This is a genomic window from Dialister sp. i34-0019-2H8 (assembly GCF_042846925.1).
Taxonomy (GTDB): Bacteria; Bacillota; Negativicutes; order Veillonellales; family Dialisteraceae; genus Dialister.
The window spans coordinates 1867792-1890241 of sequence record NZ_BAABYQ010000001.1 but is presented as its reverse complement, the minus strand read 5'-3'; the positions used below and the strand labels follow the sequence as shown (position 1 = coordinate 1890241).

Genomic DNA, 22450 nt, shown 5'->3' with positions numbered 1-22450 from the left:
GAGTGGCGGAAGGGGCGCACAGTTCATATAGCGCCCCAATCCCCCTTTTTTATTATTGTGCGCGTTGCGTAGTATAAAACTTGGCGGCGCTTTATTATTGTTTTGCGCCGCACCTTCACTCCTCACTCCTCATTCCTCACTCCTAACTTGGAGATATATGCCTTTTGCCTAAATTAGAATGACCAGAAAGAAGGAACAAGATCATGGCCAAAACGCCCTTGATGGCACAGTATAAGGAAGTCAAAGAGAAATACCGGGACTGTCTGCTTTTTTACCGTCTGGGCGATTTCTATGAGCTTTTCAATGACGATGCGCTGACGGCATCGCATGAGCTGGAGCTGACGCTGACGGGGAAGTCTGCGGGAGCGGATGGCCGCGTACCGATGTGCGGGGTGCCTTTCCATGCGGCAGAGCTCTATATTTATCGGCTGATCCAGAAGGGGTACAAGGTGGCGATCTGCGAGCAGCTGGAAGACCCGAAGAAGGCAAAGGGGCTGGTCAAGCGGGATGTCATCCGTGTCATCACGCCGGGGACGATCCTTTTTGAGAATTCCATCGCAGATAAGTCGAACAATTATCTCATTTACCTCTTAGAGGCGGACAAGGAGATCGCCGCCGTGCTCGCCGATGTCTCGACGGGCGAGTGCTGGTGGGGGACTTGGGACAAGAAGAAGGAGCAGGATGCCTTCTTCGACCTTCTGTCGGTATATAGTCCCGCAGAAGCGGTGTGTCTCGTGTCGGATGATTTCTATGAGAAGCTCTCCCGCTTCGCCGCGGCGCGCCTCGGGGCCTGTCTCCTGACGCGAAGGGATGATGAGGACGAGAGCGCGATCCCACCGGCGGCGTCGTCTATAGAGAATCGCCATGTGCAGAAGGCCTTCGCCCTTCTCTCCGGATACCTCAAGGAGGTCATGCGCTCGGAGGCGGCGGATTTCCATGATCCGCGGCCGATCCGTGAGGATCATACGCTGACGCTCACTGAGGAGTGCCTTAGAAATCTGGAGATCACGCGGAATATGCGTGACGGCGGGCGGCGCGGCACGCTCCTCGAGCTTCTCGACTATACGCATACAGCGATGGGGGCGCGCCTTTTGAAGCGTTCTCTGGAGCGGCCGCTGACGGATGTGAATCGCATCATACTGCGCCAGTCGGCGATCGAGGAGCTGACACAGCACATGACGGAGCTTTCGCGTCTGGAAGAGATGCTTTCCGGTGTCTTTGACTTCGAGCGTATTCTTTCCCGCATCGAGGCGAATTCGACTTCGCCCAAAGACCTGCTCTCTCTCAAAGCGACGCTTCGCGTGGTGCCGCAGGTGAAGCAGCTCCTCTCCGGCGCAGGCTCGGTGCTTTTGAAGAAGCTAAACAGCCAGCTCTCGACGCATGGCCCTGTCTTTGACCTTCTGGACCGTGCGATGAATGAGAACGGGACGGGCAACATCAAGGACGGCAAGTACATCCGCGAAGGCTTCTCCGCCGAGCTGGATGAAGTGCGCTCGCTGTCGGAGAACAGCCAGAAGTACATCCAAGAGCTGGAAGAGAAGGAAAAGGAAAAGACGGGCATCAAGCTCAAGATCGGCTTCAATAATGTCTTCGGATACTATTTTGAGATTTCCAATGCGAATAAGCTCCCTGTCCCTGCGTACTATGTGAGAAAGCAGACGCTCGTGAATGCGGAGCGCTATATCACGCCGGAACTGAAGGAATTCGAGACGAAGGCGCTCTCTGCCAAAGAAAAGACAGAGCAGCTCGAGCTCAAGATCTATCAGGCGGTGAAGGCGGAAATCCGTCCGGAGATCCCTGATATGCAGAAGACGGCGCGCGCGCTCGCAGCGGTGGACTGCCTCGCCAGCTTTGCGCGGGCAGCGATCAAGGACCGCTACATCCGTCCGTCGATCATTAGCCCGAAGGATGGGTATATTTCCATCAAAGACGGCCGTCATCCGATGGTCGAGCATGCCTTGAAGAGAGACATGTTTGTCCCGAATGATACGGAGCTGAATCATCGGAATCAGGAGATCCTGGTCATCACGGGGCCGAATATGGCCGGTAAGTCGACCTACATGCGTCAGGTCGCTGTCCTCACCATCATGGCGCAGGTGGGCTCTTTCATTCCCGCAAGGAGCGCGGTCTTCGCGCCGGTCGATCGCATTTTCACGCGCGTCGGCGCGACGGATGATATTTCTACGGGGCAGAGTACCTTCATGGTGGAAATGCAGGAGGTATCCTACATCCTTAGGCATGCGACGAAGAACAGTCTTATCATTCTGGATGAGATCGGACGCGGCACGAGTACCTATGATGGCATGAGCATCGCGAAGGCGGTCGTGGAGTATATCGATCAGAAGATCCACGGCTATACGCTCTTTGCGACGCACTACCATGAGCTTTCCGATATGGCAGAGACAAGCCCGCGGATCAAAAATTACACGGTATCTGTCAAGAAACGGGGGAAGGATATCACCTTCCTGCGCCGTATCGTGCCGGGCTCGGCGGATCGGAGCTATGGGATCCATGTCGCACGCCTTGCGGGGCTTCCCGAGTCGCTGCTTGCCAGAGCCGATGAGATCCTTCTGGGGCTTGAGAAGGAGGATGGGAAGAGCCGTCCCGCTCCGGAGAAGACGCAGGCAGCCGCCGGCGCGATGGACCTTTTCAGCTCGCCCATCATTGACGAGCTGGCGCAACTGGATGTCATGAGCAAGACACCGATCGAAGCGATGGAGATCTTATTCCGGCTGAGCCGCGAAGCGAAGGAGGGACGCTGATGGCATTGATCCATGTACTCGATGAAGTGACGGCGAATCAGATCGCCGCCGGTGAAGTGGTGGAGCGTCCGGTGAACGCCGTCAAGGAAATGGTAGAAAATGCCGTGGATGCCGGCGCGAGCGATATAGAGGTGGAGATCGCGGACGGCGGACTTACCTACATCCGCGTCACGGACAATGGCAGCGGCATGTCGGCAGAAGATGCGAAGCTCTCCATCGTGCGTCATGCGACGAGCAAGATCTCAACGGTGGATAACATTTATCACATCGCCTCACTGGGCTTCCGCGGAGAGGCGCTGGCGAGCATTTCTGCCGTCTCCCGCACGGCCATCACGACCCGGCGCCAAGAAGACGTGGAGGGCACGATCGTCGAAGTCGAGGGCGGGACAGTCAGCGAAGTGAAGCCGACCGGCGCACCGGGCGGCACGACGATCGAGGTGCGCGATCTCTTCTATAATGTGCCGGCCCGGAAGAAATTCCTGAAATCCGAACGGACCGAGGCCAGCCGTATCAATACGATGATGGGGAAGCTGGCGCTCGCGAATCCGGATATTTCCTTCCGTCTCATCAATAACGGACGCACCGTCATCGAGACGCCGGGGAACGGCCGTCTCCTCGATGTCGTGTCCGCACTCTACGGCACAAAGACCGCTGGCGAGATGCTTGAAGTCTCGGGTGAAAACGAAAGAGGCATCCTTTCGGGGCTCATTTCCAAGCCTTCGCTTTTGAAGAGTAGCCGCCAATACCAGACGATCATCATCAACCGCCGCGTCGTCGAGAGCAGTGCGGTGTCGAAAGCCGTCGACAATGCCTATCACTCGCTGCTCCCTAAGAATGGGTATCCGATCCTTGTCCTCGCCTTCACTGTCGCTCCCGAGTCGATCGATGTGAATGTGCATCCGCAGAAGCGGGAGATCAAATTCTCTGATGAGCAGAGCATCTTCCGCCTCGTCTATCACAGCGTCCTTCAGTCGCTGACGACCAAGGATACGCCGGATGAGATCGCGCGCGAAATGATCAAAGACCCGGGGCATCAGGTGGCAAAGGAGAGCGACTTTGACCTGACGTCTGTCAAGGTCGAAGAAGCGCGCTCCGTGGGGCCTGACATCGGACTCACGGAAAAAGAAAAGGATCCCGCGCGCTGGGGAGAGCCGGGCGCAGCCTATGCAGCAGAAGAACGGCGTCCGATGCCTGCCTGGCATCCGCAGGGAAAGCCGGCAGGAGAAAGGCGGGAGATCCCCTTTACGCCCTCGATCTCCAAAGAGAAACTTTTCTCGAAGGAGTCCGTCTTCCCGGGTGTGACGCATGAAGAAAAAGAAGCACTCACGCCCGAGGTGCTTTTCGATGCGCCAAAGGCCGAAGAGCCGATCATCCCTTTGGGGCAGGTCGCCAAGTGCTTCATCCTCTGCCAGCGGGGGATGGATCTCTTCATCATCGACCAGCACGCGGCGCATGAGCGCGTCCGCTATGACCGTCTGGCGGCGCGCGCAGAGGGCATCCCTGTACAGGAGATTCTGGTGCCTTATCTCCTTCATGCCGACCCCGAGGATCTCGCGCTCTTGGAAGAGCATGAGGCGGATCTGGCGCGTCTTGGCATCACCTTCGAGCAGGCAGGCCCGGACGTCATTCGCATCACGGGAAGTCCGGAGGATCTCTCGGAAGCGAACATGGATCGTGTGATGAAGGACATCACGCGCGCTTTCCATGAGAAGGATGTGCCTTCACCGGAGACGATGCGTCATCGCATGATGGCGTATGCCGCATGCCGCGGTGCGATCAAGCGCGGAGATCCCTTGAACATCCGGCAGATGAAAGAACTCATCGTCGACCTCTTCCACACGAGCCGCCCCTTCGTCTGCCCGCATGGCCGCCCGACCATCGTGAAATTCACCCCTGAAGAGCTGGGAAGGCTCTTCAAACGCCCATGAGGACGGGCGTCACGACCATCCGCCATGCGGACTCCTCCATCATCAAAGAGGCGAAGCGGCGCGGAGAAGCGCTGGGATTTCCCTACATCCCGCGCGGCGATACACTGGAAGAGATGACGGAGGAGACGGGGCTTTCCGGCTTCCTCATTTACGGGAAACAGCTCCCTCTTTACTGGTCTGACGGCGAGGAGTACCGCTTCCATATGGGGACGGCGGTGCTAAGGACCACGCAGCTTCGAAAGGGAAATCCTGACCGCCTCTGCGCTCTCCTTCCTGCGGACGGCCCCTGTGATGTGCTCGACTGCACCTTCGGGCAGGCAGGGGACTCGAGTACGATGTCATGGTTTTTGACGGGCAGAGGGCGTGTGACCGCGCTGGAAAAAAGCCCCATCCTCTATGAGGTGGGGCGCGCCGGCATCGCAGGCTACGAGGATAAAGACGAGAGCCTCACCGATGCCGTCCGGCGGATCCACCTGATCCATGCCGACTATAGAGAGTATCTGGCAGGCTGCAGGGATGACGCCTACGATGTCATCTATTTTGACCCCATGTTCCGCCATCCGGTGAAGCGCAGAGAAAATGATATGGAAGGCTTCCGAGCGGCAGCGGTGTATGACAGCCTGACGGCGGAGATCTTACGAGAAGCTCTCCGCGTCTGCCGGAGGAAGGTCATCGTGAAGGAGCGGCCCTTCGCGGGCATTTTCAGAGATCCCATCTTCACTGATGTCCGGATGAAGCGCGGCCAGTCGACCGCATATGGGGTAATAGAGAAGCGGTGACTGGTAGCTAGGGATTAGTGGCTAGGGATTAGGAGCCTCGAGTGACTGGTGACTAAATACTAACTTTGGGCATCGCCACTATCTGTACCTTGCGGCGCTTAGATCCTTCGACTCAGTTCTCCTGTTTCAGATCATCTATTTTCTAACATACGACGTTTTTCTCCGCTCAGGATGACGAAATGCGCCGCAACACCCCCTTTGAATCTATAGAACCTGCTGAACCTCTTTCGTAAACGATCAAAGGGCGCCACGCCCCATGGGCTAAACCCGAACCCCGAAGTTTGAAAGCAGAGATGAGGGATTAGACTAAAAGACTAGGAGACATTAGACATCAGAAGTCAGACATCTGACATTTGATATCTGACTTCTAAAGTCTCCAAGTCCTGGGCATTGCCCCATACATATTCGCGGCGAAGCCGCCACCACCATCCCTAATCCCTAATCCCTAGTCACCAGTCACTAGTCCCTAGTTACTATTTCACCATGAAAGGAGCTTCACCATGCCCAAAGAAAAACTCATCACCATCCTTGGCCCGACGGCTTCAGGAAAGACGGCGCTCGGCGTGTACCTCGCAAAGGCGCTGGACTCGGTCGTGATCTCCGGAGATGCCTTTCAGGTGTACCGCCGCATGGATATCGGGACAGCGAAGGTGACGAAGGAAGAGGCAGAGGGCGTGCCCCATTTCCTCGTGGACTGCCTGGAGCCGACGGAAAGCTACTCAGCCGCGGATTTTCAGGAAAAAGCGAAGGCTATCATCCATGAAGAAAATGAGAAGGGCCGTATCCCGATCGTCGTCGGCGGGACGGGGCTCTACATCCAGTCGCTCTTGGAAGGCTACGAATTTCTTCCCAAGGTCGGGGGAAGGAGCCGCTGGGAGCATCTCCTTGCCGAAGAGGGGAAGGAAGCACTCATCGAAGAGCTTCAAAAGCGGGGCGCAGACGTGCCGATCGACCCGCAGCGCATGGTGAGAAAGCTCGAGCTTCTCTCTTCCGGAAACAAGGATAGAGAGGCGGGCAAAGCCCACACGCGGATCTATGACGGCCCGGTTTTGGGAATTGCTATGGACAGGGCGATATTATATGATAAAATAAATAAGCGGGTCCACCAGATGATGGAAGCAGGACTCTTAGAGGAAGTCAGGTCACTTTTGGAAACGGGCGTCCCGGAAGCTTGCCAGGCCATGAAGGGCATCGGCTATCGCGAGATGATCCCTGTGGTTCGCGGCGAGCGCACGCTGGAAGAAGCTGAGGAGCTGATCCAGAAGAATACCCGTCACTTCGCCAAAAGACAGCTGACCTGGTACAGACGAATGCCATATATTCACTGGGTGGAAAAAACACCATCAGACGGAGACATATGGTACAGGGAAATCTTAGCCTATGTCATTTCACAAGTTAGAGGAGAATCACAAGATGGAAGGTAAAATGAATCTGCAGGACACATTTTTGAATGAAGCAAGAAAGGAAAACGTGCCAGTCAGCATCTTCCTGATGAATGGTGTCCAGCTCAAGGGCAAAGTGAAGTCCTTCGACAGCTTTACCGTGCTTTTGGTCAGCGAAAACCGCTCTCAGCTGATCTACAAGCACGCTATATCTACAATTCAGAGGATCTAAACAATAACAATGGATAAAAAACTGAAACAGATCAAAAACGAGGCGCTCGAACTTTGTGCGCCTGTTTTTCATGAGATGGAAGAAATTTCCCTCTACAACACGCAGAAAGTCCTCGAGGCTTTCCGTAAGCATCACCTCTCTGCCTATCATTTCGCGCCGTCCTACGGCTATGGCTACGATGATCCCGGCCGCGGCAAGCTCGAAGAAATCTGGTGCGACGTTTTCAAATGCGAGGCCGCTCTCGTCCGCCCGCAGTTCGTCTCCGGCACCCATGCCTTAGGCACCGTCCTTCTCGCTCTCCTCGAACCGGGCGATACCATGCTCTCTGCCGTCGGCACTCCCTATGACACCATGCAGAGCGTCATCGGCATTTCCGGCAACGCTCCGGGAAATCTGAAGTCCCGCGGCGTCCACTACAAGGAAGTGCCGCTCAAAGGCGACACCTATGATCTGGAAGGCATTGCAGCCATGGTCGATGAGCACACCAAGCTCGTAGAGATCCAGCGTTCGCGCGGTTACAGCCTCAGGAACTCCCTCTTCCCGGAAGACATCAAGAAGATCATTGACGTCGTCAAAGCAAAGAACCCGAAGACCATTTGCTTCGTGGATAACTGCTACGGCGAATTTACAAACAAAGAGGAACCGATCGAGCTTGGCGCAGACATCACAGCCGGCTCTCTCATCAAGAATGCCGGCGGCGGATTCGCACCGACCGGCGCCTACATCTGCGGCAGAAAAGACCTCGTCGAGCGCTGCGCACACCAGCTCACTGTCCCCGGTCTTGGAGACGAGATGGGCTCCTACGCAGCTTCCTATCGTCCTTTCTTTGAAGGCCTCTTCCTTGCGCCGCACATGACCCGTCAGGCTGTGATGGCAGCAGAATTCTGCGCTGCTGTTTTCCAAAAGCTCGGCTTTGCCGTGACGCCGGAGCCGGGACATCTCCGCACGGATCTCATCACGACGGTCGCTTTGAACAGCGAAGAAAACATGTGCCGATTCGCCGAAGCCATCCAGAGCTGGTCGCCTGTCGACTCTGACGCGACCCCGGTGCCCGGCCCGATGCCTGGCTACGTCGATCCCATCCTTATGGCAGCCGGTACCTTCGTACAGGGTTCCACGATCGAAATGTCTGCTGACGGTCCGGTACGTCCGCCCTACATCATGTACTTCCAGGGCGCACTCACCTTCGAACATGCCGTCCTTGCCGTCATGGGCGCTGCAGAGAAGATCATGGGGAAATAGTCTAGGGATTAGGACGATACGGGATGACCGCAGTCGCCATACATCTTTCATATAGTACGCCGAAGCGCGTCCTCGCATATGTGGGGATGCGCTTTTTGCATGGTATATGGCAAAGTGGAGGGAAGGGGCGAGAATGGAGGGCGGGCATCCTGTATCGTCCTGCTCTCTAAGGTTTGAAAGCAGGGCTGAGGGATCAGACGGAAAGACCATGAGACATAAAGACGGGGAGACATCAGACAACGGTGTTTCCCATTTTTTTACGCATGTAAACATGGTACCGCCAATGAAAAAGATTCCTCGACATCGCTCGGAATGACGATACGAGAGTACCGCTGCTCTATCATTTCATGGCGCATTATATGATGATGCGCCGCACCGCCATTTCTAATGCAAGCGAGGTTTTCAAACGGAATCAAAGGACGAGCCGCCCCCTGCCACTCCCTCATCCTTCACCACTAAGCCCTGCCCATCACACACCTTTTATGTTACAATGGAATGCAAATCACATCCGCAATGGCGGAGAAAAGAGGGACGCAAATGGGAAAACAAATTCTTCTTGTCAATGATCTTCCCGGCTACGGCAAAGTGGCACTGGCGGCGATGATGCCGGTCCTGGCGCACATGGGCCATATCACCTACAATCTGCCGACGGCACTGGTATCGAATACACTGGACTACGGGAAATTTGAAATTCAGGACACCACGCACTTCATGAGGAACACACTCAAGGTCTGGCAGGAGCTCGGCTTTACCTTTGATGCGATCTCCACAGGCTTCATCGTCTCCCATGAGCAGGCGGATCTGATTTCCTCCTACTGCTGCGAGAAGAGGAAAACAGGGACGAAGATCTTCGTCGATCCCATCATGGGTGACGAGGGGCATCTCTACAACGGCCTTACCGAAGACACCGTGAAGGAAATGCGGGAGCTTGCGAGAAATGCGGACTACATGGTGCCGAACTATACGGAAGCCGCCCTCATCGCAGGCGCGGCGTACAAGGCAGAAGGCCTGACGTGGGAAGAGGCGAAAGCACTCTTGAACAAGCTCCATGCCATGAGCCAAGGCTCGGTCATCATCACCAGCGCGAAGGTCGACGGGGAAGATGCCGTCGCTGGCTATGATGCCGCGCGCGACGAATATTTCCTCCGCACTTTCACCATGGTGCCGATCCGCTTCCCGGGGACGGGCGATATTTTCTCTTCCATCTTCATGGGAGAGATCCTGAATGGCGAGCTGCTCATCCGCTCCGTCGAGAAAGCGATGGGCGCGGTGAAGCTCCTCATCATGAAGAACAAGGACAGCCAGGACACCTTCAAAGGGATCGCCATTGAAAATTCGCTGGAGGTGCTTGACTGATGCCAAGAAGACCGAAGATCCGCATCACGCTCATCGATCGCAAAGGCCCCTGTCCCTGTCACCGCGGTCACCGCGTCGGGGACTCGTGGGATTTCGACAAGGACAGAGGAGAGCTCTGCCCCATGGCGATGCACGTCGCATTCCCCTATGTAGATATCCTTCGCTACGGCGGCGAGATCCCCCAGCGCGGCGTGGAGAAGGGCACGGCCCTCTTCTGCTGTCCGGATGTCGATACGATCAATGTGTTTAAGATAGAGAAATTGAGTGACTAGCGACTAGGAGACAAAGAGACCAAGAGACATTAGACTCTCCCGTATCGTCATTTCGAGCGAAGCGAGAAATCTTCCTTGCAGACCGATAAACGAAGGATGTTTGAAAGTAGAAATACGTAGCACCGAGGCGTCGTTTCCGTATGAGTGCCTATGTGATACTGACCGCAGTGCGAGGGAAACGCTGATTAAATCGCAGAGTCAGATTTCATATGGATTTTTATACATAGCTTCGTCATCATCTTCCTTAAATAGCTCGCTATTCGCGTCAGATGATTCCTTGCTCTGTATAAAAATCCAAGAATGAAATCTGACAACGATTTAATCAGTGTTTCCCTAGAAAGATCCCTCGGCTACGCTTCCGATGACGATACGGGAAAGGGATACTCTCAAAAGCTTGAAAGCAGGGATTAGGAGTGACTAGTGACTAAAATTTCACTTTCGGACATCGCCTATTTATACTCCGCGGCGTTTAGATCCTTCGACTCAGTTCTCCTGTTTCAGATCATCCATTTTCTAACATACAACGTTTTTCTCCGCTCAGGATGACGAAATGCGCCGCACCTTCCCCCCTTTGAACCCTTTGAACCCATAGAACCCGCTGAACCTCTTTCGCAAACAATCAAAGGGGGGCACGCCCCCGGCTAACCCTGAACCCCGAACCCGATTTCCAACCACCCAAAGGAGCTAACCCTATGAAAGAACAGATGAAATTCGTCCGGAAACTGCCGGAACCGATCGAAGTGCAGCAGGAGATCCCGCTGCGCGCACCATACAGAAAGCTGAAAGCAGAAAGAGACCAAGCCATCGAGGACATCATGACAGGCAAAGACGACCGACTTCTCCTCATCATCGGCCCCTGCTCGGCAGACAATGAGCCTGCCGTCCTCGACTACTGCACGCGCCTTGCGAAAGTCGCGGACGAAGTGAAGGACAAGCTCTTCATCGTGCCCAGAGTCTATACGAATAAGCCGAGAACCATCGGCAAAGGCTACAAAGGCATGCTCCATCAGCCGGACCCTGAGGGCAATGAGAACATGATGGAAGGCATCAAGGCCATCCGACGCATGCACGTCCACGTCATCGAAGAGACCGGCTTCACCTGCGCTGAAGAGATCCTCTATCCGGAAAACCACCGCTACCTCTCTGATCTTCTCTCCTACGGTGCGATCGGCGCGCGTTCTGTCGAGGACCAGCTCCACCGCATGATCGCAAGCGGCGCCGGTATCCCTGTCGGTATGAAGAATCCAACCTCCGGTGACCTCTCCGTCATGATGAACTCCATCGAAGCCGCGCAGAATGAGCAGGACTTCCTCTTCCACGGCTGGGAAGTCCACACCACAGGAAATCCGCTCGCCCATGCCATCCTCCGCGGCTACGTGAACCATTTCGGCACCAGCATGCCGAACTACCACTACGAGAACCTGAAGAAGGTCCTCGACCTGTACGGTGAAAGAACGCTCGCCAACCCTGCTATCGTCGTCGACTGCAACCATAACAACTCCGGCAAGAAATACATGGAGCAGATCCGCATCGCCAAAGACGTCATGGCCAGCCGCCGCTACTCCTCTGACGTTGCCGGCATCGTGAAAGGCCTCATGATCGAGAGCTACATCGAAGATGGAAGTCAGAAGATCGGCGAAGGCATCTACGGCAAATCCATCACCGATCCCTGCCTCGGCTGGGAAAAGAGCCGCGCCCTTATCCTCGAGCTCGCGGAACTGGTATAAGGATACAGGATCGGCGGGACTTGCCCGAAGGAACGATCTTGCGCGTTTGAAACGAGTACTTTTGATAGGCACAGAAGGTCAAAAAGAGCATCGCCCGATGGCAGTGCTCTTTTTTTATTTCTGATAAGCAGCAGAATGACTTGCTTCGGCTAATGGCGACAGACAAAGCCTTTCCTGCGTGGGAAAGGAAGCGATGCGAGAATACCGCTTTCCCATACCGTCATTTCGAGCGCAAGCGAGAAATCTTTTTCGTTTGCGGTAAGACGGTGTATGCGTGTGAACGGAAACGGGAAGCCTGATACTCCAAGAATGTGGGATACGGTGCTTCATGCAAACGGATCAGCAGAACTGGCGAGGAAGAGGATTGCAACAAAGATCCCTCGGCTACGCTCGGGATGACGATACGAGAGGAGGGATAGTCTTACAAAGGCGCAGGATAGAGTACTTCGCAGAGGCATAATTCTATGTGGTAGTGTGAAAGATGATGAGGGGCGACCTTCTCACGCGTGTCATTTCGAGCGAAAGCGAGAAATCTTTTTCGTTTGCGGTCATGAAAGAAATGGGCGGGCATCGGAAAACGGGAAACACGGTACTCCATACGCTCCGAGATCACGGCGTTTCATTCGCGAAGGGAAAAGCGAGCGGTAAACGAAAAAAGCGCCCTCGGCTGTGCTTGGGAAGGTGATATGAGAAAATGCTCCTTCTCCATTCCTTTTTATTTCGCTGCGTGAGCCAACCTCCGCCCCTTCGGGGCACCTCCTTCCATAGGAAGGAGGGAGAGTCGTGTCCCCGCATCGCTTCCCCATACCGTCATTTCGAGCGAAAGCGAGAAATCTTTTTCGTTTGCGGTCAAGAAGAAATGAGAGAACATCGGAAAACGGGAAGCACCGTACTCCATACGCTCTTGGCTCACGGCGTTTCATTCGCGAAGGAAACAGCGAGCGGTCAACGAAAAGCTCTCTCGGCGGCGTCTATGAGGAGAGGCTTTTTGTGATAGCGATGTTCTTTTCTATTTCCAATTTTCAAGATCCGTAGTATAATATGCATACGTCATCTCATAAGCACATGATAGAATGACATATAGGAATAATTCTATATCAATGCCAGAAAATGAAGCAAAGGAGTGTAGAAGAATATGGCAATCAAGACAAGAAAAGTAGGAATCATCGGTGCCGGCAATGTCGGCTCTCATCTGGGGCTGCAGCTTGCGGTACAGGGGCTGGCGGATGAAGTCGTTTTCTACGACGTGAACAATGACAAGGCGATGGGCGAATCCCTCGACCTGATGGATGCGGTCAGCTACCAGCCGCATCATTTCGAAGCGTATGCAGGTACGATCGATGACATGAAGGATGCAGACATCATGATCAATGCATCCGGCAAGCCTCGTCTGCCGGGACAGACCCGCCTTGATATGATGGATGGCGGCATCGCGACGACGAAGGAATTCCTGCCGCTCATCGAAAAGTCCGGCTTTGACGGGATCATCATCTCGATCTCCAATCCATGCGATATCATCGCAGAATATATCCAGTACAAGCTGGACTATCCGAAGAATAAGATCATCGGCTCCGGCACGGCGCTTGACTCCGCTCGTCTGCAGTACCAGCTGTCTGACCAGCTGAAGATCAACCGCCGCTCGCTCACCGCGTACCTCTTGGGGGAACACGGGGACTCCAGCATGATCCCGTGGAGCCATGTCACGGTCGCCGGCAAGAAGCTAGATGAACTGCTCGCTGAAAAGCCGGAGCTTTACAAGATGGATCCGAAGGATGTCATCCTGGAAAAGGTACACCGTGAAGGCTATGTGGAAAATACGACCAAGGGCTGCACGGAATTCGGTGTCACGTCCGCAACGGCAGAATTGGTCCGCGCGATCTACCACAATGAACACAAGGTGCTGCCGGTCTCTGTATACCTCAATGGCCCGTACGGCATCAAAGACAGCTTCGCTTCTGTACCGGTCAAGATCGGCAAGGATGGCGTAGAAGACATCATCGAGCTGCATCTGACGGAGGAAGAAAATGCGGAGCTCCAGGCTTCGATCAAAGTCCTGAAGGAACATTTCGAAAGAGCGCTGACGCTGTAAGAGCATGAAAAGGACGTGTGAGAGATCGCATGTCCTTTTTTATAGGAAGGCGAGCGGATGGTGCATAACGCATAAAGGAACAGAGACGCCGTTTCTAGGAAAGGGATTTTGCCGTATATCCGCACCATGCACTGCACCCTAGAGCCTGCAGGAAACGTTTCTCTAAATTTTCTTTCCAAACGACCTTGCTATCACTCGTCCTTTATGATAAAATACTTTGGTATGAATAATGCAGACGGGAGGTGAAACCATTGCCACAGATTAAATCCAATATGAAAAGCATGAGACAGGACGCTGCTAAGAAAGCTGCTAACGCTGCTGTTAAATCCCAGATTCACGGCGCTATCAAGAAGGCTGTCGCTGCTGCTAACTCTGAAAATAAAGACGAAGCTTTTCGTGCTGCTGTAAGCATCATTGACAGCGCTGCTAAAAAAGGCGTGATCCACAAGAATGCTGCTGCTCGTAAAAAATCCCGTCTGAACGCAAACGTAAATGCTGCTATCGCTGCTGAAAAAGCTGCAGAAGCTAAAGAAGCTGCTGCTGAAGCTAGAGAGGAAGCAAAAGAAGCTTACAAGGAAAAGATGGAAGAAAAGGCTTAATTTTCCGAGAGAGAAATCCCATGGTCTTAGGACTGTGGGATTTTTTATTTTAGGTTTAATGTCCGTGTTGTCGGGTCAAGGGGCTGGTACGGCGCTTGACTGCTGCCATAAGTCGCCTGCTTGAAACGTATTTTCCCACACTCTCTCATGCCGCCAGTGCCCTATCCGCCCCTTCGGGGCACCTTCCCCTCGAGGGGAAGGCTATTCATATTAAGCGGTGAAGTCGCCACTTTTCTAATTTCTCATGCAAGCGAGGTTTTCATTCGCAGCCAAGGGACGGCACGCCCAGAGGCTAACCCACAAGTTTGAAAGCAGGGATGAGTGGCCAGTGGCTAGGGATTAGGGGCGCAGGGTGACGAGTCACTCTCTCGTATCGTCATTTCGAGCGAAGCGAGAAATCTTCTTTGCAGACCGAAAAACGATGGATGTGCGAAAGCAGAAATACGCAGCACCAAGGCGCTGTTTCCCGGCCCGTGCCTATGTGATACTGACCGCAGTGCAAGAAAGATCCCTCGGCTGCGCTCGGGATGACAACGCCGCGAAGCGCTATCAAAATTCTGCGGCGCTTCATTATTTTTCGCGCCGCACCACCATTTCGCATTTCTCATTTCTGATTTCTTATTCAAGCGAGGCTTTCAAATGCAATCCAGAGGCGGCACGCCCTACGGTCTAAGCCTGAACCTTGAACCCTGTCCCCCTCTTTAGTACAATAGAGCAAAAGGAGGTACGAGCTATGTTTGTCGGTGTAGATCTGGTGAAGATCGCGCGGTGGGAGCGGATCCTTGAGAAATTTCCCCGCCGCACGGAGAAGATATTCACGAAAGAGGAGATCGCGCATTGCGAGAAGAAAGGAAAAAAGCGTGCGGAGTCGTATGCAGCGCTCTGGGGCGCGAGAGAAGCGGCTGGAAAGGCACTCGGGATCGGCATCTTCAGTTCGGCGTGGCGAGATGCGTATGTGACCTGGGGCGAGTGGGGGCAGCCGATGCTTCACCTCGCAGGGACGTTCGCCAAGCGGGCAGAAGAGCTTGGCATTACGGAGATGTCGATCTCTATTTCACATGAAGAGGAGATGGCGATCACGGTGGTCGTCATGGCAGGAGGTCATCATGAAGTACATCACGACGGCTGATGAGTCGCGCTTGCTCGATAGGGAAGCGATGAAGAGCTACGGATTTCCCGAAGCGGTGCTGATGGAGAATGCAGGAAGCGATGTGGTATCGCTCATTCAGCCGGAGATTGATTGGAAGGGAAAGTCTGTGGTGGTGGTCTGCGGGACGGGCAACAATGGCGGAGACGGCTTCGTCATCGCCAGGTATTTGTGCGCGCTGACCGCAAGCGTCGCGGTACTCTTGTGCGGCAATGAGGCGCATATGAGTGAAACGGCACGTCTGTATCGCCGGATCGTTGAAAAAATGGGGGTGCAGGTCATCCCTGTCAGTGAGGATACGGACTGGGAGACGCCTTTGGAAAGCGCGGATGTCATCGTGGATGCGCTGATCGGTACGGGGCTTTCCCGAGAGGTCAGCGGCGTGAAGGCCGAGGTCATAGAGATGATGAATGCGTCGCGTGCGTCGGTGGTCTCTGTCGATGTACCGAGCGGTCTGTCTTCGGATACGGGAGAGCCTATGGGGCTTGCCGTCATGGCAGATTACACGGTGGCGCTGGAGTCGTACAAGCGCTGTCATGTGCTTTCTCCGGGGCATGAGTACTGCGGCAAGGTGCTCTATAGCGCGATCGGCCTCCCTGCGGCTGTGGGCCGCTCTCTTCCCGTGAGCCTTATCGAAGAGAGAGAGGTGGGAAATCTGCTGCCTTTAAGGGAGCGCATGTGTCATAAAGGAAAGAATGGATTCATCGGCATCATCGCCGGCTCTGCCGGCATGGAGGGGGCGGCGCTCCTCGCCGGACAGGGCGCGCTCCATGCCGGGGCCGGCAAGGTGGCTGTCGTGACTGTGCCAAAGGCGGCGGCTGTGATAGCGGGCAAGGTGCCCGAGCTCATGGTTTCGTCCGTGGGGGATTCGGATTTCTTCACGTCTGCTATGGCAGAGGAAGTCCTCCAAAAGGCAGAGGCCTATGATGTGCTCGCCATCGGCCCGGGGCTTGGCCGTGACGCAGAGACGCAGCGCTTCGTGAAGGAAATCCTCACACGCTGGAGGAAGCCGATCATTGTCGATGCAGATGCGCTGTATGCGGTGAAGGAGATGGAGATCGATCTCGCTCGCTGTCCCGGACAGCTGATCCTGACGCCGCATGTGGGGGAATTTGCTCATCTGACGGGAAGGACGGCGGCTGAGGCGGAAAGAGAGCGTATCGATGGCGCGATCGCTTTTGCGATGGAGCGGGGAGTGACGCTCGTCCTGAAGGGCATGCCGACCGTCATCGCCGCGAAAGATGGCTTCGCTTATGTGAATGAGACCGGAAATCCCGGCATGGCGGCAGGCGGTATGGGCGATACCCTGACAGGGATCATTGCCGCTCTTGCCGGGCAGGAGATGGATCCGGAGCCGGCTGCGATCTGCGGCGTCTATCTTCACGGCCTTGCGGGCGATCTCCTTGCGAGAGAGATACCTGTCGGCTATACTGCAAGCGATGTGGCAAGGATGATGCCGAGGGCGAGGGAAATGGTGACTGGGGACTAGTGGCTAGTGACTAGTGACTGGTGACTGGTAGCTAGGGATTAGTAGCTAGGAATTAGGCTTGCGATACGAGAAAACCGCAAGTTTCAAACCTTTGCGGCGCTTTTGATTTTTATGCGCCGCACCACCCCTTTTTGAACCTATAGAACCCGATGAACCTCTTTTGCACGCAATCAAGGGACGGCACGCCCCACGGGCTAACCCCGAACTATTTGCACCTATTTTACAAAAGGAGACTTATATGTTATCCATCAAACAGATCTGGAAATACCTTCTGGCCATCGTACTCACGCTTACGGTCGGACTGGCGGCAGCGGGCTGCGGCGGTGGCGCGGCAGCTTCGTCCTCTGCGGCTTCGAAGGCAAAGAGCAGTGAGGCGAAGAGCGGGAAGGCTCTCACGGTACGTATGCTCGATATCGGACAGGGCGATGCCTGCCTGCTAGAGAAGGATGGAAAATTCGTTCTGATCGACAGCGGAGACATCGAGCACCGTGATACCATCGTGGCACTGCTCAAAAAGTATCACGTGAAGAGTCTCTCCAAGGTCGTGATCACGCATCCGCATGCCGATCATCTGGGCGGGATGCAGGCCATTTTCAAAAATTTCAAGGTCGAAGCCATCTATGATGACGGCATGCCGGCCGGCACGGCGTCTTACAAGAATTATCTGAAAGCCATCAAGGCGAACCAGATCCCTTATAAGGCACTGAAAGCGGGCGATGCACTTACCTTCTTCGATGGCGTCAGCTACAAGGTGCTCGGGCCGGTCAAGGTCATTAAGGACCAGAAGGGAAATTCGGATTTCAATAACAATTCCATCGTCGGCAGGCTCTCTTATGGCAATTTCTCCATGATGTTCACCGGCGATGCAGAAAAAGAGGAGGAAGCATCCATCCTCGCTGACCGGGGGACGCTCAAGAGCGATGTGCTGAAGGTCGGTCATCACGGCAGCCGCACATCGACGTCTCCGGACTTTTTGCGGGCTGTCTCACCGAAGGAGGCTTTCATTTCCTGCGGACTGAACAATGACTATGGACATCCGCATAAGACGACCGTGGCGAAGCTTGAAAAAGCCAAGGTTCACATTTACCGTACCGACCGTGACGGCACGCTGACCCTGACCACCACGGGCGACGGCTACAAGATCACAAAGGAGCGCTAAGATGAAAAAGGAACTGATACTGGACCGCATCGAGGAGAAGATGGCGGTCTTCCTGACGGAAGAGGAAGAGGAGATCCGGCTGCCTGCCGCCTGGTTTGAGGATCTCCACGAAGGCATGGCGATCGATATGAACCTTGTAGAAAATAAAGACAGGGAAGCCGCTTCGCTCCAAGAAGCGGAGGACCTGCTGGCTGAAATCAAAAGGATGAATGGGGGCGGCTAATGAGGAATGGGGAATGAAGGTGACGGCTTCGCTGTGAGTATATATGGGGCGATGCCATGCGCTGGCATTTCAGTCACCAGTCACCAGTCACTCGAGGTTCCTAATCCCTAGCTACTAATCCCTAATCCCTGCTTTCAAACTTCAGGTTGACGGGTTCAGGTTTGTGGTGCGGCGCACAAATCAAAAGCGCCGTAAGTTTGAAAGCAGGGATAAGTGGCTAGGGATTAGGGACTGGGGACTGGGGATTAGCAGTGACTGGTGACTTGGATTCTCCGGCATCGTTACCCCGAGCGCAGCCGAGGGATCTTTACTGCACTGCGGGAATCAGCGTGTATGCGCCTAGGAAAAACGATGTCTTGGTGCTGTCTCACATCAGGCAATGAGCGTTCTGCCATAGAGATTTCTCGCTTGCGCTCGAAATGACGACGTCGCGAAACGCCATCAAAACTCCGCGGCGCTTAGGGAAACACTGATTAAATCGTTGTCAGATTTTACTCTTGAATTTTTATACATGGCGAGGAATAACCTGACGCGAATAGCGAGCTATTTAAGGAAGGCTATGACGAAGTCATGTATAAAAATTCTTGTAAAATCTGATTCTGCGATTTAATCAGCGTTTCCTGAGATCCTTCGACTCAGCTGCCATTATTCAGATAAGCGTTTCCCTAACATACAGCTTTTTTCTCCGCTCAGGATGACGAAAAGCGCCGCACCTTCCCCGCCCTACCCGTAGAACCTACAGAACCCGCTCTCCTCTTTCGCGAACAATCGAAGGGCAGCACGCCCCAAGGGCTAACCCTGAACCCTGCCTTTTTTTATTTTTCTCTTTACATTTTTTGATTTCCTTCTATTATAAGACGTATCACATGTTGGAAGTGATGATTCTTATATCAGGAGGTTTTTTATGGCACAGACTAAGAGAGAACTTGTACAGGCGGCTTTTTGACCCGCTCGGAAAATCACTGTATGCCAAAGGAGCTGTGAAGAAATAAATTCTCATTTCTTCACAGCTCCTTTTTACTTTGCTTTCATTTGGTTCAGGGTTCAGGGTTCAAGGCTCTCGTGGTGGCTTCGCTGCCTTTTTTTAGAAGATGGTATTCTCGTATCGCAGCCTTCCCCTCTAGGGGAAGGTGCCCGCAGGGGCGGATAGGGTGACTATGGTATGAAAGACAGCTGGGATAAGGTTTCCCGGTCACTCCTATGAGAGCTGCAAGTCCCCCGCGGCAGATGGAACGCGAAAATGAGATGATCGTTATTTCACATCGCCTTTTCTTTTTTTCTGTAAAAATAAAAGAACGGATCTCTGACGAGATCCGTTCCTGTGGCGGAGTGAGGGAGATTCGAACTCCCGCACCGGTATAACCGGTCTAACGATTTAGCAAACCGTCCTCTTCAGCCACTTGAGTATCACTCCACATAGCTGACTTTAGAGATAATACCATATGAGGCAGGGGATTGTCAAGAATTTTTTAAGAAGTCATTTTGACAAAGAGGGAGGAATCAAGGATAATGGGTTCAGGGTTCAGGGTTCAGGGTTCAGGGGGCCGTGGGACGTGCCGTTCTTTGATTGTGTATGAAAGCTCTGCTCGAATGAGGAATTAGGAATGGTGGTGCGGCGCGAAAAATAATAAAGCGCCGCGAAGTATAAATAGGGCGATGCCCGAAGGTTTCTTTCAGAGCAGGTTTCCCGTTTCGGATTTCCAAACATCGACCGCTGGGCCGCGAATGACAAAGATTTCTCGCTTGCGCTCGAAATGACGATACGGGAGTCTGATGTCTTCCAGTTTCCTAGTCTCTAGTCTCTAGTCTCTAGTCTCTAGTCCCTAGTCACCAGTCACCAGTCACCAGTCACTCCTAATCCCTAATCCCTAGCCACTTATCCCCTAAAACTGTTCTCTCAAAGGAGCCATTATGCATTTCGAAACTATGATCCTTCTCCTCTTTTCTGTTCTTGGCCTTATCGACGGCGCGCTTTTTGCGCTGCTTTTCCGCCGGAGGCGTTTCTATTTCTATGCACTTGCGATGGCACTCCTTGGCGGGGCAGCAGGCGCGTATTTCCTCTGGTATGCCAAGGGGTATGATGGGCTTGGACTTTGGTCGCTCTATCTGGCGTATGGGATGACAGGATTCATGGTGGCGGAGATCATAGCGCTCTTTCTCCTCGTTCCGCTTTCGCTTTTGAGTCTGGTGAAAGCCCTTCGGCGTGCTGCGAAGCTTTTGGGCGCACTGGGGCTTCTCGCATCACTTGGGATCGGCGTTTACGGAGCCTATGATGGAAATCATCGGGAGGTGACGGAGCATCACGATATCTATGTGAAGGATCTGCCAGAGGCCTTGGAGGGGTATCGCTTCGCACAGATGACAGATACGCACATCGGTCCCTACTTCCGCTATACGGATCTTCCGCGTGAGATGGCGCGTGCAAAGGCAGAAGGGGCAGAGGCGGTCTTTTTCACGGGGGATCTTATCGATGATGTGCGCCATATGAAGGAAACGGCGGATATCTTAGACGAATGGCAGGAGGCTTTTCCCGATGGCATTCTCTATGCCTGGGGAAATCATGAGTACTATCGCGGCAAGGATCTCATCCGCAGTGAGCTTCTCCGGACGCGGGTCGAGCTTTTGGAGAATGAAAGTACCGTGATCCGGCGCGGAGGCGCGGCGCTCTACGTGGCGGGGGTGGATTACCCGTGGAGCCGCGGGGCGGCGCGGTCGCTTGAGATGCAGGATATGATGGACTTCGCCTATCGGGACATTCCCGAGGGCGCACCGTCGATCCTGCTCGCGCACCATTCCGATTTCATCGACCTTGGTTTTGAAAGAGGCGCCTTCCTGACGCTCACAGGGCATACGCATGGGACACAGTTCGGTCTTTTCGGTCGGCCGATCATTACCCCCTTCCGCTATACACGCGGTATGTACAGCGATGGCATGCATCAAGGCTATGTCTCGCGCGGGGATGCGAGCTGGTTCCCCTTCCGCTTTTCCTGCGACAGGGAGCTTGCTGTATTTACGCTGCACAGGAAAACTGAAAAATGAGACATGAAGGTGCGGCGCATCAGGATCTGAATGGGCGCACCTTTTTATCATGCGTCTAGGGAAACACTGATTCAATCGTTGTCTGATTTCAATCTTGGATTTTTATACAGAGCAAGGAATCATCTGACGCGAATAGCGAGCTATTTAAGGAAGATGATGACGAAGCTATATATAAAAATCCATATGAAATCCGGCTCTGCGATTTAATCAGCGTTTCCCTAGCCACTTCTTTCTCTCTATAGTAAAATAAGGCATAGGAAATGTACCATACCAAAGGAGATGAAACTATGAAAAAATGGGAAAAGATCGTGACGGCTCTGGGCGCAGCCCTCTTCCTTTACACGGCAGATCCGGTCTTCGCTTTCGAGCCCTTTTATCTGAATGGCGACCAGACGCAGCCCATGATACAGAATACGGGCGGCATTTACAATGACGGCAAGACGGGGCTCTTCATGGACCTCACCTCCATGACCATCGAAGGCGTATTCAATGACGGACTGGCTGTGCGTGTGAAGATTTTTGAACTCGCGGAGGGCAAGTCTGTCAGGACGGGCTTCCTGCATGTCCGCTACGCAGAGGACGGCAAGGCATGGGTGCTTCGCACGGATGATCGCTGGCAGGAGGTCGCCTCCGGCACAGAAGATCCCTCTGCGCTCTCTGTCTACTTCGTGCGTGAGGAAATGGGAAATGAAGATCGCCGCGATACCTACATGAGTCAGATCGAGAAGCTCGCAACAGCACAGGAAGGCGATCCGGGCTCCATCGTGCCTGCCAATGCACTCCCGGCTTCTTTCGGACAGACGCCCAAAGCTGCTGACCCAAAGGCGGCTCGCCCGGCGAAAGGGAAGTCCGTTGTCCGCACCACCCCCCTGCCCGCGCCGCATGGAGAGGTGACCGTCACCATCACAGAAGCCCCTCAGGTGGAGATCGTGAAGGGCGAAGGGGAAAAGTGACTAGTGACTGGTGACTGGTAGCTAGGGATTAGTGGCTGGGGATTAGGTTTGCGATACGAGAAAACCGCCAGT

At 54.1% G+C, this 22450-nt stretch carries 18 protein-coding genes and 1 tRNA gene; 17 read left to right on the top strand and 2 right to left on the bottom strand.

Translation table 11 applies throughout. From position 1 onward, the window contains the following. Positions 1–203: 203 nt before the first annotated feature. From mutS to ACGG9R_RS08120, 9 genes are all read left to right on the top strand, one after another. Entirely contained in the window at positions 204–2762 is a 2559-nt protein-coding gene (gene mutS / locus ACGG9R_RS08160; protein ID WP_390153763.1) for a DNA mismatch repair protein MutS, read from the top strand. After that, positions 2762–4690 (top strand): DNA mismatch repair endonuclease MutL, encoded by a 1929-nt coding sequence (gene mutL, locus ACGG9R_RS08155; protein WP_390153760.1) that lies wholly within the window; start codon positions 2762–2764, stop codon positions 4688–4690. Before mutS ends, mutL begins: the two co-directional genes overlap by 1 nt. Then, the gene (locus ACGG9R_RS08150; RefSeq protein WP_390153757.1) at positions 4687–5469 is read left to right on the top strand and encodes a class I SAM-dependent methyltransferase; all 783 of its coding nucleotides are present in this window, start codon (positions 4687–4689) and stop codon (positions 5467–5469) included. The genes mutL and ACGG9R_RS08150 overlap by 4 nt, the downstream gene beginning before the upstream one ends. 500 nt (positions 5470–5969) lie before the next feature. Next, entirely contained in the window at positions 5970–6893 is a 924-nt protein-coding gene (gene miaA, locus ACGG9R_RS08145) for a tRNA (adenosine(37)-N6)-dimethylallyltransferase MiaA (protein WP_390153754.1), read from the top strand. Continuing rightward, complete coding sequence (gene hfq / locus ACGG9R_RS08140) at positions 6883–7083, top strand: RNA chaperone Hfq (RefSeq protein WP_008859355.1); 201 nt, start codon at positions 6883–6885, stop codon at positions 7081–7083. Before miaA ends, hfq begins: the two co-directional genes overlap by 11 nt. Before the next feature lie 9 nt (positions 7084–7092). Beyond that, entirely contained in the window at positions 7093–8325 is a 1233-nt protein-coding gene (locus tag ACGG9R_RS08135) for a methionine gamma-lyase family protein (RefSeq protein WP_022106608.1), read from the top strand. Positions 8326–8862: 537 nt separating this feature from the next. Further along, positions 8863–9681 (top strand): pyridoxamine kinase, encoded by an 819-nt coding sequence (locus ACGG9R_RS08130; RefSeq protein WP_390153750.1) that lies wholly within the window; start codon positions 8863–8865, stop codon positions 9679–9681. Beyond that, positions 9681–9953 (top strand): TIGR04076 family protein, encoded by a 273-nt coding sequence (locus ACGG9R_RS08125; protein WP_022106606.1) that lies wholly within the window; start codon positions 9681–9683, stop codon positions 9951–9953. The genes ACGG9R_RS08130 and ACGG9R_RS08125 overlap by 1 nt, the downstream gene beginning before the upstream one ends. Positions 9954–10645: 692 nt before the next feature. Further along, on the top strand, positions 10646–11680 hold the full coding sequence (locus ACGG9R_RS08120; RefSeq protein ID WP_390153747.1) for a 3-deoxy-7-phosphoheptulonate synthase: 1035 nt from the start codon (positions 10646–10648) through the stop codon (positions 11678–11680). 715 nt (positions 11681–12395) lie between these two features. On the opposite strand, the gene ACGG9R_RS08115 is transcribed toward ACGG9R_RS08120, so the two are convergent. Further along, positions 12396–12578, bottom strand: a complete 183-nt coding sequence (locus ACGG9R_RS08115; RefSeq protein WP_390153745.1) for a hypothetical protein — start codon at positions 12576–12578, stop codon at positions 12396–12398. Positions 12579–12815: 237 nt separating this feature from the next. On the opposite strand from ACGG9R_RS08115, the gene ACGG9R_RS08110 reads away from it, so the two are divergent. The 6 genes from ACGG9R_RS08110 to ACGG9R_RS08085 all read left to right on the top strand — a co-directional run bounded on the left by ACGG9R_RS08110 (position 12816) and on the right by ACGG9R_RS08085 (position 18386). Further along, a complete protein-coding gene (locus ACGG9R_RS08110; protein ID WP_390153742.1) occupies positions 12816–13769 on the top strand; it encodes an L-lactate dehydrogenase in 954 nt (317 codons plus the stop codon). A 242-nt stretch (positions 13770–14011) separates the two neighbouring features. Then, a complete protein-coding gene (gene rpsT, locus ACGG9R_RS08105; protein WP_390153739.1) occupies positions 14012–14368 on the top strand; it encodes a 30S ribosomal protein S20 in 357 nt (118 codons plus the stop codon). Between the two features lie 733 nt (positions 14369–15101). Then, positions 15102–15497 (top strand): holo-ACP synthase, encoded by a 396-nt coding sequence (gene acpS / locus ACGG9R_RS08100; protein WP_390153737.1) that lies wholly within the window; start codon positions 15102–15104, stop codon positions 15495–15497. Further along, positions 15475–17004, top strand: a complete 1530-nt coding sequence (locus ACGG9R_RS08095) for an NAD(P)H-hydrate dehydratase (RefSeq protein ID WP_390153735.1) — start codon at positions 15475–15477, stop codon at positions 17002–17004. Before acpS ends, ACGG9R_RS08095 begins: the two co-directional genes overlap by 23 nt. Before the next feature lie 238 nt (positions 17005–17242). Further along, positions 17243–18163, top strand: a complete 921-nt coding sequence (locus ACGG9R_RS08090) for a ComEC/Rec2 family competence protein (RefSeq protein ID WP_390153732.1) — start codon at positions 17243–17245, stop codon at positions 18161–18163. Between the two features lies 1 nt (position 18164). Next, the gene (locus ACGG9R_RS08085; protein WP_390153729.1) at positions 18165–18386 is read left to right on the top strand and encodes a hypothetical protein; all 222 of its coding nucleotides are present in this window, start codon (positions 18165–18167) and stop codon (positions 18384–18386) included. 1322 nt (positions 18387–19708) lie between these two features. Here ACGG9R_RS08085 and ACGG9R_RS08080 read toward each other — a convergent pair. Further along, positions 19709–19800 (bottom strand) — tRNA-Ser (locus ACGG9R_RS08080). Positions 19801–20297: 497 nt separating this feature from the next. Here ACGG9R_RS08080 and ACGG9R_RS08075 point away from each other — a divergent pair. Together ACGG9R_RS08075 and ACGG9R_RS08070 are read left to right on the top strand one after the other, a co-directional pair. Beyond that, positions 20298–21425, top strand: a complete 1128-nt coding sequence (locus tag ACGG9R_RS08075; RefSeq protein ID WP_390153726.1) for a metallophosphoesterase — start codon at positions 20298–20300, stop codon at positions 21423–21425. A 287-nt stretch (positions 21426–21712) separates the two neighbouring features. Beyond that, on the top strand, positions 21713–22378 hold the full coding sequence (locus tag ACGG9R_RS08070; protein WP_390153723.1) for a hypothetical protein: 666 nt from the start codon (positions 21713–21715) through the stop codon (positions 22376–22378). Positions 22379–22450: the final 72 nt, after the last annotated feature.

Bases quoted from the DNA above. Each gene is read 5' to 3' on its own strand.
- mutL (WP_390153760.1), top strand. From the start codon at position 2,762: ATGGCATTGATCCATGTACTCGATGAAGTGACGGCGAATCAGATCGCC.
- ACGG9R_RS08090 (WP_390153732.1), top strand. From the start codon at position 17,243: ATGTTATCCATCAAACAGATCTGGAAATACCTTCTGGCCATCGTACTC.
- ACGG9R_RS08095 (WP_390153735.1), top strand. From the start codon at position 15,475: ATGAAGTACATCACGACGGCTGATGAGTCGCGCTTGCTCGATAGGGAA.
- ACGG9R_RS08130 (WP_390153750.1), top strand. From the start codon at position 8,863: ATGGGAAAACAAATTCTTCTTGTCAATGATCTTCCCGGCTACGGCAAA.
- ACGG9R_RS08070 (WP_390153723.1), top strand. From the start codon at position 21,713: ATGAAAAAATGGGAAAAGATCGTGACGGCTCTGGGCGCAGCCCTCTTC.
- hfq (WP_008859355.1), top strand. From the start codon at position 6,883: ATGGAAGGTAAAATGAATCTGCAGGACACATTTTTGAATGAAGCAAGA.
- ACGG9R_RS08115 (WP_390153745.1), bottom strand. From the start codon at position 12,578: ATGGAGTACGGTGCTTCCCGTTTTCCGATGTTCTCTCATTTCTTCTTG.
- ACGG9R_RS08125 (WP_022106606.1), top strand. From the start codon at position 9,681: ATGCCAAGAAGACCGAAGATCCGCATCACGCTCATCGATCGCAAAGGC.
- mutS (WP_390153763.1), top strand. From the start codon at position 204: ATGGCCAAAACGCCCTTGATGGCACAGTATAAGGAAGTCAAAGAGAAA.
- ACGG9R_RS08135 (WP_022106608.1), top strand. From the start codon at position 7,093: ATGGATAAAAAACTGAAACAGATCAAAAACGAGGCGCTCGAACTTTGT.
- ACGG9R_RS08150 (WP_390153757.1), top strand. From the start codon at position 4,687: ATGAGGACGGGCGTCACGACCATCCGCCATGCGGACTCCTCCATCATC.
- miaA (WP_390153754.1), top strand. From the start codon at position 5,970: ATGCCCAAAGAAAAACTCATCACCATCCTTGGCCCGACGGCTTCAGGA.
- ACGG9R_RS08120 (WP_390153747.1), top strand. From the start codon at position 10,646: ATGAAAGAACAGATGAAATTCGTCCGGAAACTGCCGGAACCGATCGAA.
- ACGG9R_RS08085 (WP_390153729.1), top strand. From the start codon at position 18,165: ATGAAAAAGGAACTGATACTGGACCGCATCGAGGAGAAGATGGCGGTC.
- ACGG9R_RS08110 (WP_390153742.1), top strand. From the start codon at position 12,816: ATGGCAATCAAGACAAGAAAAGTAGGAATCATCGGTGCCGGCAATGTC.
- acpS (WP_390153737.1), top strand. From the start codon at position 15,102: ATGTTTGTCGGTGTAGATCTGGTGAAGATCGCGCGGTGGGAGCGGATC.
- ACGG9R_RS08075 (WP_390153726.1), top strand. From the start codon at position 20,298: ATGCATTTCGAAACTATGATCCTTCTCCTCTTTTCTGTTCTTGGCCTT.